Below are 14,228 nucleotides of genomic sequence, written 5' to 3'. Positions count from 1 at the left end.
ATCTTAGTCTAGGCTGTTGTAGGCAAAGCAGTCATCTTTATAGTGATTTATATTCCCAATTTCCGCTTCAATTTTAGAAAAACAAGCGCTGTTGTATATGCATTTCCGGATGCAGTATGACGGTCGCTTTTACCTATTTTCAGGACATCGCACAATTCGTCCAGGCTTATATGACTGTCGTCCGGCAGGTCTTTCCAGCGTTGGTAAAGCGTGTTGGTATCCATAATAGGGTTTTTGAGCCGGCCCAGATCGAGTCTCTTTAGCGCCTGGTTGATCATTTCGATGTCCAGGTTCACATTATGGCCGACCAATGTGGCATCCTTTACAAAATTAAGGAACTGTATCATGGCTTCGGCCTCCACGAATTTTTCGGCTTTTGGTTCTTTTAGTACCCCGCTTAGTGCTACCGACTGAGTAGTGAACTTATCCTGCTGCACAAAAACCTGCAAAAAATCGCCTACCTCTATGGCATTGCCCACAACGCCTATAGCCCCTATGGACAATATAACATCTTCCTTCCAGTCGAGCCCGGAAGCTTCCATATCAAAAACCACATAACGCCTGTGCTCTTTGTCATCACCCTCAAAAAGGGCAACGTAATTTTTCCAGAATTGGGGCGTACTGCCACCTGTAAGCCAGTCGAATGCCATGATTATTTAATAGAGGTTAGTGAAAATCGGTGTTTTATCATATCCTGAATATCGCTTATTGGCTGGAAACAGTTTTTAAGCTTTACTTTATCTGACTTTGATAATTCATTTAAATTCAGGTATTTGCCATTGGAATTGTTTAACAGTCCTTCTTCTGTCCTGAAACGCATGAGAGTATTGAACGCTTCTGCACATTCTTCATAAAGCTCTGCGTTTTTTGGCTCCAGCTCTGCCAGCTTTTTAAAGCGGTGGTAAGTATTCGTGATCTCTATAAGGTTCATGCTTAATGCAAGCAGTCGTGCAGCATCAGTAAGCGGTTCGATAGCGCGGCTCTTAATATCGAAATAATCTTTGTGCTCCCCGTCGCTTTCTACAAGGAATTGCCTGAAAAAACCCAAAGGGGGAGGGTTTTGGAGTGTATCCGAAGCGAGGTAGGCAAAGAATTTTTTGTTACGCGAAATGTTCATTCCGATATGCGACGAAAGCGCATCTTCTATGGCCGGCGCCCCGTAAATGAAGTCAAAATCAAAGAAGATTGTGCTCACTTCTACATTTTTTTCTGCAGGTGTATTTATCCAGGCATCGTATTGCTTCATCCAGTCTGTCAGCGATTTGCACCATTGGGGATTGCTGGCCAGCAATTTGTTGGGAGAAGGTTCGTAGCCAACTTTGCCAAGGTATTCGATAACCATTTCGGCCAGCTCAAGAAAATATCTTTTTACATTATTATACTGTTCAGGCTCTACATCTTCAAAAATAAGTGCATTGTCCTGGTCGGTCAACAACAGCTGTTCTTTACGCCCCTGGCTGCCTATGTTCATCCACACAAACCGGACAGGAGGGAGGGAGCCTATTTTTTCTACCGCCAACTCGATGGCACGGCGGGTAATGGCTATATTTATCTCAGCTACAATGTTGGATATGTGCGAAATAGGGATAAGGCTGTCAATAGAGCTTTGTATAAGGTCGGTAAGTTTTTCCCGCACATATTTAAGCTCCTTGGCGTTGGAAGCCCTGCGGGTTTGTTTCAGGAGTACGCCGGGGGTATTGGTTTGCGCGGCCACTACGTCATGTTCGGAAATTATGCCGCTTACAGGCGATTTGTCGCTGCCATCACGGGTTACGCAAAGATGGCCCACATCATGTTTAAGCATCAGCATCTGGGCTTCGGCGACTGAAATATTTTCGGGAACAGTGATCACAGAGCTGGTCATAACCTCGCGTGCTTCTACATCTATGGATAATAATCCGGTAGCAATCTTCGAGCGAAGGTCCCTGTCGGTAATAATGCCTATTGGCAGCTGGTTTTCCTGAATGATAACACTTCCCACAGCACTGTTTGCCATGGTCTTCGCGATGAATTTCAATACATCATCAGCATTCGCGGTGATGGGGTTGCGTGTGTATTTTATAGGCTGGAAATACTGTATATCGGCTACCTGGTCGCTAAAAACCACATTTTCAGCCATCAGCTTGCCACTGCGTTCTTTATCATAAGGATTCCGGGTCTGTGAGGCAAAGCTTTCCAAAAGGAACTCCAAAACTTTGGGATTGCCCGTAATATAAGGCCTGAATACTTCGATAGGTATACCGTATATAATTGACTCCTCGCGCGCACGGGCTGTCATGAGGTAGTCATTTTTGGCAAAGAAAGGTCGGAGGCCGAGGATGTCGCCCTCGTCACATTTATCGATAAGGGTCTCTTCGGCATCTGAAGTAAGCGAAAGGCCTACAGCGCCGTCTTTTACCACATAAAAATCGGCATGGGTAGCATCACCTCCTTTAAATAATACCTGGTTCTTTTCGAGGTAGATTACTTTCGACTGGGCGGAAATATCCATCAGGCCGGTATATTCCAGGCTGCTGAAAGGAGGGAAATGCTTTAAAAAATCGGCAATGCCTTGGGCAACAGGGTTTTTCATAATTAGCCAATTGAAATCTAAATATACATTTTTTTCGGGTTTTGCAAAAAGAATGCTTACAGGAAAAACATAAAGGTTTGTTAAAATTACTTTTATCAGTCAGCAAAGACTGAGCCGGTAACAACGCAATTCTTAAATTTACAGTACAAATAAATTAAATAACCATGAAATTAATCACTAAAACCGTAATGCTGTTTATAGCAGTACTTACAACAACATTAGTAACAGCACAGGATAAGAAACCGGCAAGCCCTCCGGCAACGGCTACAGGCAAGATCAACGGGGCGAACATCACCATTAACTACAGCAGCCCGTTCGTAAAAGGAAGGGTTATCTGGGGCGAGCTTGTGCCATACGGAAAAGTTTGGCGTGCAGGTGCCAATAAGCCAACAACGTTTGAAACCGATAAAGCGCTGATGGTTGAAGGCAAAGAACTGCCGGCAGGAAAATATGCGGTCTATGTAATTCCTGAAAAAGAATCGGCTACAGTGATCTTTGGAAAAGATCCAACAATTGGCTTTAATAATTATGACGAATCAAAAGACCAGATTCGTGTTACAGTTAAAACAAAAAAATCGGCTAAGATGAACGAAAGCTTGATTTACACGATTAATAAAGATAACGTGACACTAATCTGGGAAAATTTAGATATCCCTGTGAAGATAAAATAAGTCTATACTTAGAATTTTTAAAGCACATTATCCTGATAGGGCAATGTGCTTTTTTGATTAGAAACAATTCATTAGCAGATAGAAAGAAGAAGTGTTTCTTGATTTATTATTTTACATAATATATATTATAGTTCAATTATATAATATTGAAAAGCGGGCATAAACCCGCTTTTAATTGCTTTTAAACTTATTTCTTGATGTCGCCTGTATAAACGAACTTCTCGCCCTGGTATACGGTAACCTGAACAACGCCTGTTTTAAGCGTGTGCATCACGTAACCAAAAACCTGGTTGTTTGGGAAACGAATATAATATGTACTGTCGGTCATTGATGGCGCTGGTTTCTTCATTTTAAAACGGAACTCGCCATCGGCCATGATCTGTAGTGTAAATTTATCTGTTTCAGCAGCTGTATACAATAACTGGCCGCCTGCATAATGTTCGGTAACTGTTTCAGGCAATGCCGGGAAATCCTTAAATGAATTTGATTTTTTTAGGATCGAATACAATTCGAAGTTCCTGATCGACAACGGCACCTGCTTATCCTGTGCTGCCATATTCATTGCAAAAGCCATCAGTAAGCAAACAAGTAATTTTTTCATTTTTGAAATTTTTTAGTTAAGGACGTAAATATAAAAAGATTTTCAATAGCCGTACTTATCACCTTGCAGATACCCTAAAAATATACTTACTGTAATTTCTGATTAAAATAATAGCTGCATATTTGCGTTGATAAGGCAACAAATCAAATAAGAACTATTATGTCTGACAATGTAAAGATTATAGAAACAACAGTGCTTTCTGAAAACTGGGGAAAGCTTAATAAGGTTAAATACGAAAACCGCCTTAAGGATGGCTCGTGGCAAACCCACGAGCGCGAAGTTTATAATCGCGGAAACGGTGCTGTGATACTCTTATATAATAAGGAAAAAGGTACTGTGATCCTTACAAGGCAATTTCGCATTCCTACATGGTTCAATGGTAATACTGACGGAATGATGATCGAGGCACCCGCAGGCCTTTTGGATGAGCACGATCCGGAAGAATGCATTCGCCGCGAAACTGAGGAAGAAACCGGCTATACGGTGACCGATGTAAAAAAAGTAATGGAAGTGTACATGTCGCCCGGATCGGTTACCGAAATACTGTATTTCTTCGTGGCTGCCTATTCCGATGCCATGAAAACAGGCGAAGGCGGCGGTGTTGAAAAAGAACAGGAAAATATCGAGGTGATAGAAATAACTTTTGCCAAAGCAATTGAAATGGTTGCTTCGGGTGAAATCAAAGATGCTAAAACTGTTATGTTATTACAATATGCGCAAATACATAAGCTCTTAGATGATTAATAACTCAGTACCTAAGCTTCTAAGAACCTTAGCACCTTTTAACTCAATTTTAAATCCATTCTGTAAGCATTTGCTTATTTTTAAATTTAAAAAAATTACAGAATGGATATTACTTTCAATAACGATCCCAAACTCACTATATTTTTACCTTTTATCTATTTTGCATGGCATGATGATGTGCTTAGCAAAAAAGAAATAACTACTATCAGTGATTTTATCAGTTCACAGGAATGGCTCACCAAGGAAGAAAAAGAATTCCTTAGTTCAAAGATCAATGCCGGCTCCCCTCCTTCCAGGTCGGAACTTTTTCATTGGAAGGAGAAGATCGATGCAGCGCTCGCATCCCACAATAAGATTGGTAACTTTACAGAGTTGGGCCTTTTAATTGCCAATGCCGAAAGGGAATCGTTCAAGGAAGAAGATATACAAAAGATGGCCCCCTCTTTTGCACAATTCGAATCGGGCCTTGGCATCATGAGCCGCGAGGTGATCTCCGGCTTTCGCCAAAAAAGGGATACTATAACTGATAAATATAAGACGGCTGAAAGCTTTAATGTTACCCAAATGACGGCTTTTCTTGACGGAAGCCAGGCGGACATCATCAAAACAGTGAAAAAACTGATTGGCAGCCAGGAATTTGCATTGAATAACATAACGGATGTGCCGGAATACCGTGAAAAAGTGCTGAAATGGTCGAAAATACTGGCTAAAAATGGCTTAGGTTCTTATGCATATCCTAAAGCACACGGCGGTAAAGACGATATTGAGGGGTATTTTTCTATTATGGAAACCCTGAGCTACCACGACCTGAGCCTTGTTATCAAGTTTGGAGTGCAGTTCGGTCTTTGGGGAATGAGCATCCTGTCACTTGGTACTGAAAAGCACTATAAAAAATACCTTCAGGCAATAGGCAAAATGGAACTTATCGGCTGTTTTGCCATGACCGAAACGCATCACGGGTCAAATGTAAAAGGCATCCAGACCACGGCAACCTATGACCATAAGAACAGGTCGTTCACCATTCATACACCGGAGAAATATGCCCGAAAAGAATATATCGGGAATGCGGCCAACCATGGCGAAATGGCTACTGTTTTTGCAAAGCTTATAATTGATGGGAAAGATCATGGTGTAAATGCCTTTATTGTCCCCATCCGTGATAAGGGAAAAAACACATTGCCAGGTGTAACCATTGAAGATTGCGGGCATAAAATGGGGCTTAACGGCGTAGACAACGGAATTATCTATTTTGATAATGTACATATTCCCTACGAGAACATGCTCGACCGTTTTGCACAGGTAAGCGAGTCGGGCGAATTTGAAACCCCTATCCCGAGTGACAACAGGCGTTTTTTCACGATGCTGGGTACACTTGTAGGCGGGCGTATAGGTATCCCGAGGTCGGCATTGGCAGCAGCCAAAACCGGATTGGCCATTGCTATAAAATATGGCGACAAGCGCAGACAGTTCGGACCTGAAGGCGGCACTGAGGTACCCATTCTCAATTACAGGATGCACCAACGCAGGCTTATGCCCTACCTCGCTAATGCCTATGCCTTACATTTCGGGCTTCAATACCTCACCAAACGCTTTGTGGAACGGACAGAAGAAGAAATGCAGGAGATTGAGGCCCTTGCTGCAGGCATGAAAGCCTACTCCACATGGAATACGCGCGACACCCTGCAGGAATGCCGAGAAGCCTGCGGCGGCAAAGGCTACCTGAGCGAGAACAGGATCGACGACCTAAAGAATGACACCGAAATATATACTACATTTGAAGGTGATAATACAGTACTAATGCAGCTCACTGCCAAGAACAGGCTGGGCGAATTCCGCAAAGAGTTTGGGGAAATGAATGTGGCTACAATATTTAATTATGTGCTGGATCAGGCAAAAACAACCGTTGTGGAAAAGAATCCTTTTACTACACGTAATACCGATGAAGAGCATTTGAAAAGCCCTGAATTTCACCTGCAAGCTTTTCAATACCGCGAAAAAGAAATTGTAAGCACCGGTGCAAGGCGTTTTAAAAAGCTTATTGATGATGGCCTTGATGCCTTTGATGCCGCCAATGTAATGCACCCCCACATGCTCCAGATCGCCGATGCCTACCTTGACAGGGTATTACTGGAGCAATTCCATATACAGCTAGACAAGGTAGCTGATGAAGACCTGAAACAGGTGCTCGAAAAACTGTACTGCCTTTTCGCGCTGAACAAAATTGAGGAGCATAAAGCCTGGTACCTTGAGCAGGGCTACATGGAAGGCAGCAAGACAAAAGCTGTACGCAAGCTTGTAAGCCAGTTGTGCTGGGAGATACGGCAGGATGCAGTGCCATTGGTGGATGCATTTAATATACCGGACAACTGCCTGGCGCCAATAGTTACTACGAAGAGTGCTGAGGCATAAGCTTATTTTGTATGTATCATCATTTGGAAACGATAGCACACCATATCGGGCTATAAATTTATTTCCCAATCAATGTCAGGATTATAAGCAAGCTCGCCATTGGTTACTTCAAGCGGCGAATCAAAATTATTGGTGTATAATGCCCCGGTGCCTAATCCCTGTGGCATGGGGTTATTTTGCAGGAACGTCCATTGCGCGATAGCGTTCAGTCCGATATTGCTTTCCAGCGCCGACGTAACCCACCAGCCGATACTGTATTTTTCGGCAATGTCGATCCATTCCTTCGTACCCCGAAAACCGCCTACTAAACTGGGCTTTAAAATGATATATTGGGGTTTGATTTTTTGCAACAGCTGTTCTTTGTTGTCTCTACCAAACACGCCGATCAACTCTTCATCCAGTGCAATAGGAAAAGGAGCGTTTTTGCACAGCTCTGACATCCTGTCAGTTTGATTCTTTGGGATTGGCTGTTCAATGCTATGTAATTGAAATTCTGACAATTGATTTAGCTTATCTAAAGTATCATTTACACTAAAAGCACCGTTAGCATCAACCCTTATCTCAATTTCTTCAGGACTGAAATTCGACCGAATGAAGCGTAGTAAACCCAGCTCTTTTTCAAAATCTATAGCGCCTATCTTCAATTTTATACAGGTAAATCCCTGCTGTAGTTTCTCTTCGATCTGTTGTTTCATGTAAGCCTCCTCTCCCATCCATACCAGGCCATTTATCGGGATGTTCTCAACCCCTTTTGTAAATGCCGAAGGGAATAACAGGTATGGTGTTTCACCTTCAAGCGAGCGGAAAGCTGTCTCCAGTCCGAATTGTATGGAGGGGAATTCAATCAGCGCTTCCCAAAGTTTTTCTTCTCTCAGGTGGATATTCTCGCAGGCCCATTTCAGCTTATCTTCATAATCGGGCCGGTCATCAACACTCAGCCCACGCAGCAGGCCACACTCGCCAATCCCGCGCTTACCTTCTTTTTCAAGAATGATGAACCAGGTTTCTTTTTCCGTCATCACCCCGCGTGATGTTCCGCTGGGGCGCTTAAAGTTGAGAATGTATTTTTTGTAGCTACAATTCATAGTATTTTCAGCCACGAATTACACTAATTTAGTTAGTGATAATTTGTGTAATTCGTGGCAAAAAAGATTTATAATTCTATTGATTCTCCAATTGGCAACAACATCAGGTCTTTTCCTTTATCAAAGAATTTTTTGATGGATTCCTCATGGTTGATTTTTATATAGCCAAAGGTATCGTAATGGTAGCCAAGCACTTTATCACATTCAAGGAAATCGGACGCAATAATGGCATCCTCCACATCCATAGTAAAATTACTGCCTATCGGGAGGATGGCAAGATCGAGCTTCGTACGCAAAGGAATCAATTTCATATCGTAGGTAAGCGCCGTATCTCCTGCGATATAAATATTCTTGTGCTCGCTTTCGATCACAAAACCACCCTGGTTTCCTCCATAGCTGCCATCCGGGAACGAGCTTGAGTGTACTGCCGTAACATATTTCACTTTACCGAAATCAAATTTCCAGCTGCCGCCGTGGTTCATCGGGTGCACGTTAAAGCCTTTCTTTTCATAATAGCTTGTAATTTCAGCATTGGAAACTATCGTAGCGCCGGTGTTATTGGCAATTGCTTCAACATCAAGAATATGGTCGCCATGGGCGTGGGTGATCAGAATGTAATCTGCTTTAAGCTCGTTGATGTTTATGTGTGATGCCATTTCGTTGGCAGTAATATAAGGGTCTACAATAATGTTTTTGCCCCCTACCTCTATCCCGAGGCTTGCGTGGCCGTAAAAAGTAATTTTCATAGTTGATGTTATATAGTTATTTGTTATTTATGTCCGATGTCGGAGGTCGGAGGTCCGATGCCTGCAACAGGGGTATTCAATCCTAAAATTGAAGCACTATGCAAAGGAGTAAAGATATAAAAAACGTTCCTAATGCTACTTTCTTCAATTCAGGATCGAGGTCGCGCGGTACGGTATTTTTGGCAACTGTTTTCAGGTGCATAATGAAAGGTATGTATGCTATTAAAAACAGGTACTGCAAAGGCTGAAAGTTACAAAGTACCGCGAATAATAGCACCAATACCAATGCTATAATTATGATAGTATAATGATATATTTTCGCCTTTTCCGCACCTATTTTTACTACCAGTGTGTTCTTCCCCGACATAGCATCCGACACCTGGTCGCGCATATTGTTCAGGTTCAGTACTGCTACGCTCAGTAATCCAACTGAAATAGCCGGAAGTACGATCAGCGGGTCGATCTCTTTGGCAAAAAGAAAATAGCAGCCGATAACGCTCACCAATCCAAAAAAGATAAATACAAACAGGTCGCCCAAACCTCTGTAGCCATAGGCCGAACTCCCTACAGTATATTTTATGGCGGCGGCAATAGCAGCCAATCCTAAAAAGAAAAAGAAAACGGAATAGGTGAAATTCTCTTTCCCAAATGAAAGATAAATCAATGTGACCGCCGTTATAAGTGTGAGCAGTGCCGTAATGATAATACCTTTTTTCATAGCTTCCACGGTAATTGCACCGCTTTGTATAGCGCGTTGCGGACCTATGCGGTTCTCATTATCCGTACCTTTCACGCCATCGCCATAGTCATTGGCAAAATTAGAGAGCACCTGAAGCCCCAGCGTCGTGAGCAGCGCGAATGCAAGTATGCCTCCGTTCATTAATCCTTTTGACCAGGCATAAAAACTGCCTACTAATATTCCGGAAACCGATAATGGCAGCGTCCTTAAACGTGCGGCCTGCAGCCATGCTTTTGTATTTGACATTTTTAATAAATGTTTATTTTGGTTATTTGTGGATTTGGTTATTTGTTACCAAGTCTAAAAATCTAACAGTCTAATATCCAATAATCTTCACGTTTACATCCAATGCTTCTTCCCTGTTTCTACCTGGTACAGCCAGTAATTTACGAACTGCTTAAGTTTTGTATAATTTGCCAGTCCGAAATAGATCGTACCACCGGCCGTATGCAGTGAAACGATGCCGATATCAGAACCTTTCTGCCAGAAATATTGCGTTAGCGAGATCGTCTGTATCTTGTGCGGGGCAACAAAATCATTTTCAACATCCCAGGCACCGCTTTGCCGGATAATAAAATCGTCATTGACAAACAACCTGCTGTGCCTGAACCCGAAATAGATCATGACACCGACAAGAAGCACATATGCCGGTAAGAACAATATAAAATTGAACAGCTTCGGGCCAACGGTATTGGCGATCCAAAAATAGGCCGATAACGGGATAATTAAAAATATGACAGTTGGAACCAGCATCTTGCGTATGTTGGGCTTTAGCACCACACCCCGATGCGGAACTTCGCCAAGCAAGAATTCAAGCAATACATCCTTTTCCGAATTATTGCAGCCCGGTATTTCTATAGCTGTTTTCTTCTGGTCATGGTTGTTAGCCTCCCTGTTGGAGGCCTGCCTGATCTTAAGGTCCTGGATGTCCAGCTTTTTCTGGAAGAAATTCCGGGTTACGGTAACAATCTGCACTTTATCCGGGCGCAATATCGTATTCTTGGTATTGATGAGCCCATACGATAATAACAGGGAGTCTTTTTGCCGGGTTATCTTATATCCGAAATATTTAATGATAGTCCTAACCAGGTTAATGACAATAATGAGCGCCATTATACCCACTATGATGAATGCAAGAAATTTGAGCATAACTTCTACAGTGATGTAATCATCCAACGGATCGGTGCTAAAGCCCGCCAGCCCTGCGTATTCATCAATGTGCTGAAATGTAGTGATCACAAATGCCAGCAGCAGTGCGAAGGTGCGCACATAATTAGATGTAACGCCTGTCTTTATGAGGCTCAAAAGGCTTATTTGTATAAAAGCATGGGATTTTGCTGTTTCCCTCTCTTCAACAGTGGCATCAATAGCATAATTAACACTTTTGCTATCGCGTGCCCCGTCGAGAAGGCGTTCTTTCAGTGAAATGGCAAGCTCGTGGGAAATAGCCTTAATAGTGACCTCTTTTTTTCCGGTCCCCGCTGTGTCTACTTCAAGGGCATGTACCCCAATGATCCTTTGCAGCAACGATTGGTTGATGCTCACCTGCTGTATCTTGTCCAGCGGAATGGCAAGCCGGGTTTTATTGAAAACACCTTCTTTAATTATAAACTCCTCATTTTCCTCATCCAATTGGAAAGTAAAATTGAGGTACCTGAAATAAGCTATAATGGCTATCAGAAGAAATACTGCCAAAGCGCCAATACCAAGATAAGCTTTGTTGAACTGATTGATCTTTAATACCCAGATGATCAGTATCGGCCAAAGCGCACGTACGGTTTTCTGGAAGGTATTCCCGAACATAATGACAACCCCTACCAGGGATTGCCGCTGTGGCTGGCTGAAATCATTGGTCATCATTATCCTGTTTTAGGATTTTGCCCATAAGCAGCTGCTTAATATTCTCTGCATGCTCTTTTTCAAGCCCCGGTATCTTTATATCGCTTTTATCACCGCCTGCCGTAAATATTTCCACCTCTGCCAGGCCAAGCCGCCGCGATAGCCAGCCTTCATGCATGGCAACGTGCTGCGCCCTGTTGTACGGTATTATGGCCGTCGTTATAGCAATGGCGCCGCTCCGGTATATTACATCGTGTGTGCGGAAAGCAAAACCCCTGTTCCTGAAATTAATGTATGATACTAGTACAGAAAGCGATAGCAGGACAAAATAGGCTATAGCAACCGGAAGCCAGTACGGACGAACTTCTTCTCCAAAATAAAAAATTGTGCCGGCCGCCAATGCAACAACTATAAATATAATAGCAAGGTTAAGCCAAACGACCTTTAAATATGATGGATGTAACGGCGTCAGCTTTTCTTCCTCAAATTTTGGAAGCAATGTGGTGTCGATAGATTCATTGGTAAAATTTTCCATCGATCAGGGTTTGTGATTTGGATATTGCTTTTTGAAATTTAAATTTAAGGTATCCATTTGATATCTTTAAAGTTAGGCTTCCTCTTTTCAAGAAAAGCATCACGGCCTTCTTTGGCTTCGTCGGTCATGTAGGTAAGACGGGTAGCCTCTCCGGCAAATACCTGCTGCCCTACCATACCATCATCGGTAAGGTTGAAGGCAAACTTCAGCATTTTGATGGATGTGGGCGATTTTGCCAATATTTCCTGTGCCCATTCGTATGCGGTATCTTCAAGCTCGGCATGCGGGATAACGGCATTTACCATCCCCATCTCATACGCATCCTGCGCCGAATAATTGCGGCCTAAAAAGAAAATTTCCCTGGCACGCTTCTGCCCTACCATCTTGGCAAGATAAGCCGATCCATAGCCACCGTCAAAGCTGGTAACATCGGCATCGGTCTGCTTAAAGATCGCATGCTCTTTGCTTGCAAGCGTAAGGTCGCACACCACATGGAGGCTGTGCCCTCCTCCTACGGCCCATCCGGGAACTACGGCGATAACCACTTTTGGCATAAAACGTATCAGACGCTGCACCTCAAGGATATTTAGCCTGTGCATACCGTCATCGCCTACATAGCCCTGCTGTCCGCGCGCTTTCTGGTCGCCGCCGCTGCAAAACGAATAGATGCCGTCCCTTGAAGACGGCCCCTCGGCAGAAAGCAGTACAACACCTATAGAAGTATCTTCCCTTGCATCAATGAAAGCCTCAAAAAGCTCGGCTGTCGTTTTAGGACGAAAGGCATTGCGCACATCCGGCCTGTTGAAGGCGATACGTGCTACACCATCGCATTTTTTATACGTTATATCTTCAAATTCCTTTACGGTTTTCCAGTTTATCTTGTCCATTCCGAATAATATATTTACTGTAAAAATAAGGGATTTTTTGCATTAACCAATAAAAATTAAGATCCCCTGAATTTAAAGAAAAAGTAATAGATATTATAAATTGTTTGGAGTCAAAACATTAACTTTTCGTTAAGCAATAAATAAAATCTTATATGTTAACCTTATTTTAAAAGGTATCCCCAAACGCATTGTTTAGCTATATTTGCCGTTTTACGCATTCACAAATGAGATTTTTACGACTATTACCCTATATATTCCTGCTCTCGATTTTATCATGTAAAAAAGAGGACAAGCAAATTGCCGAAAATACAGCCGCGACAACCGGATCACCATTTTATGTAGCTTTTAACAAGCTTGACAAAAAATATATAAAGCAAAAGCAAACAAGTGTTTCCCATTATTATGGCAAGATCTGGCCAAAAGATGACCTTAGTGGCGGTTTTTTAGTAGCTAAAAACGGAGAGATAATTTTTGAACATTACGGAGGCTATTCCAACAGGAAAGATAAATCGGCGATAACTGCCGATACACCTATACATCTCGCTTCTGTAAGCAAAGTGCTCACTGCTGCACTCGTACTGAAGCTGATTGACGGGAAACAGCTGGACCTCGACCAGAAAGTAAATACCATACTGCCTGAGTTCCCATATGAGACCATAACTATAAAGATGCTGCTGAACCATCGCAGCGGGCTTCCCAATTATGCCTATTTTAGCGATGACCGGGCTATCTGGGACCGTAGCATGCTTCACAATCAGGATATACTCAACCTATTAGCAGAACATAAATTCAATCTGTACTTCCAGCCCGACAAAAAATTCGGCTATTGTAATACCAATTATGCCATCCTTGCGCTTGTTATAGAGAAAGTTACTGAGATGAATTACCGAGAGGCAATGAAAAAGATGATCTTTGAGCCACTAGGCATGAAGAACACTTTTGTTTTCGATTACGAAAAAGATAAAACCAAAGTAAGCCTTTCCTATAAAGGCAATGGCGTGCTGTATGATTTCGATTTCCTTGACGATGTATATGGTGATAAGAATATTTATTCCACTCCGCGTGACCTGCTGAAATTCGACCTTGCCACCTATTCCAAAAGCTTCCTTGACCCGAAGCTTTACAAACAGGTTTTCCAGGGATATAGCTATGAGCATAAAGGCGAAAAGAATTATGGCCTGGGTATCCGTATGCATGAATGGGAAACCGGCGAAAAGCTGTTTTACCACAATGGCTGGTGGCATGGCAATACGTCTTCGTATGTTACACTGAAAAGTGATACCGTGACGATGATCGCATTGTCTAACAAATTCTCCTACAAGCCTTATAAGATATGGAAGATGTCTCCCATGTTTGGCAAGTATCCAATAAAAGAAGATAAAGACGATTTACCGGAATAA

At 42.6% G+C, this 14,228-nt stretch carries 13 protein-coding genes; 4 read left to right on the top strand and 9 right to left on the bottom strand.

Annotated features, from left to right (window positions below):
* Positions 1-47: 47 nt before the first annotated feature.
* Entirely contained in the window at positions 48-650 is a 603-nt protein-coding gene (locus HYN59_RS13265) for a 3'-5' exonuclease (protein ID WP_108778720.1), read from the bottom strand.
* A gap of 2 nt (positions 651-652) precedes the next feature.
* Complete coding sequence (locus HYN59_RS13260; RefSeq protein ID WP_108778719.1) at positions 653-2,572, bottom strand: DUF294 nucleotidyltransferase-like domain-containing protein; 1,920 nt, start codon at positions 2,570-2,572, stop codon at positions 653-655.
* Between the two features lie 164 nt (positions 2,573-2,736).
* Between HYN59_RS13260 and HYN59_RS13255 the strand changes: the two genes are divergently transcribed.
* A complete protein-coding gene (locus HYN59_RS13255) occupies positions 2,737-3,243 on the top strand; it encodes a DUF2911 domain-containing protein (protein WP_108778718.1) in 507 nt (168 codons plus the stop codon).
* 187 nt (positions 3,244-3,430) lie between these two features.
* Here the strand turns inward: HYN59_RS13255 and HYN59_RS13250 are convergent, their stop codons facing one another.
* A complete protein-coding gene (locus tag HYN59_RS13250) occupies positions 3,431-3,844 on the bottom strand; it encodes a hypothetical protein (protein WP_108778717.1) in 414 nt (137 codons plus the stop codon).
* A 159-nt stretch (positions 3,845-4,003) separates the two neighbouring features.
* Between HYN59_RS13250 and nudK the strand changes: the two genes are divergently transcribed.
* Both nudK and HYN59_RS13240 read left to right on the top strand, forming a co-directional pair.
* Positions 4,004-4,588 carry a GDP-mannose pyrophosphatase NudK gene (gene nudK, locus HYN59_RS13245; RefSeq protein ID WP_108778716.1) on the top strand — a complete coding sequence of 195 codons (585 nt, stop codon included), beginning with the start codon at positions 4,004-4,006 and terminating at the stop codon, positions 4,586-4,588.
* Positions 4,589-4,690: 102 nt separating this feature from the next.
* Positions 4,691-6,997: an acyl-CoA dehydrogenase family protein gene (locus HYN59_RS13240; protein ID WP_108778715.1), complete on the top strand. Its 2,307-nt coding sequence runs from the start codon at positions 4,691-4,693 to the stop codon at positions 6,995-6,997.
* Between the two features lie 50 nt (positions 6,998-7,047).
* On the opposite strand, the gene HYN59_RS13235 is transcribed toward HYN59_RS13240, so the two are convergent.
* From HYN59_RS13235 to HYN59_RS13210, 6 genes are all read right to left on the bottom strand, one after another.
* Positions 7,048-8,082 carry an o-succinylbenzoate synthase gene (locus HYN59_RS13235; RefSeq protein ID WP_108778714.1) on the bottom strand — a complete coding sequence of 345 codons (1,035 nt, stop codon included), beginning with the start codon at positions 8,080-8,082 and terminating at the stop codon, positions 7,048-7,050.
* A 68-nt stretch (positions 8,083-8,150) separates the two neighbouring features.
* On the bottom strand, positions 8,151-8,828 hold the full coding sequence (locus tag HYN59_RS13230; protein WP_108778713.1) for a metal-dependent hydrolase: 678 nt from the start codon (positions 8,826-8,828) through the stop codon (positions 8,151-8,153).
* A gap of 82 nt (positions 8,829-8,910) precedes the next feature.
* A complete protein-coding gene (gene menA, locus HYN59_RS13225) occupies positions 8,911-9,813 on the bottom strand; it encodes a 1,4-dihydroxy-2-naphthoate octaprenyltransferase (RefSeq protein WP_108778712.1) in 903 nt (300 codons plus the stop codon).
* A gap of 93 nt (positions 9,814-9,906) precedes the next feature.
* Positions 9,907-11,427, bottom strand: coding sequence for a PH domain-containing protein (locus HYN59_RS13220; RefSeq protein ID WP_245895569.1), 1,521 nt, complete (start codon positions 11,425-11,427; stop codon positions 9,907-9,909).
* Positions 11,414-11,941, bottom strand: a complete 528-nt coding sequence (locus tag HYN59_RS13215) for a PH domain-containing protein (RefSeq protein ID WP_108778711.1) — start codon at positions 11,939-11,941, stop codon at positions 11,414-11,416. The genes HYN59_RS13220 and HYN59_RS13215 overlap by 14 nt, the downstream gene beginning before the upstream one ends.
* Positions 11,942-11,985: 44 nt before the next feature.
* Positions 11,986-12,828 carry a 1,4-dihydroxy-2-naphthoyl-CoA synthase gene (locus HYN59_RS13210; protein WP_108778710.1) on the bottom strand — a complete coding sequence of 281 codons (843 nt, stop codon included), beginning with the start codon at positions 12,826-12,828 and terminating at the stop codon, positions 11,986-11,988.
* A 224-nt stretch (positions 12,829-13,052) separates the two neighbouring features.
* Here HYN59_RS13210 and HYN59_RS13205 point away from each other — a divergent pair, with 224 nt between their 5' ends.
* Complete coding sequence (locus tag HYN59_RS13205) at positions 13,053-14,228, top strand: serine hydrolase domain-containing protein (protein ID WP_108778709.1); 1,176 nt, start codon at positions 13,053-13,055, stop codon at positions 14,226-14,228.

Origin of the sequence: Flavobacterium album, assembly GCF_003096035.1 — a bacterium.
GTDB lineage: Bacteria > Bacteroidota > Bacteroidia > Flavobacteriales > Flavobacteriaceae > Flavobacterium > Flavobacterium album.
The sequence above is the reverse complement of the archived record's forward strand: the minus strand, read 5'-3'. Positions and strand labels throughout refer to the sequence as shown.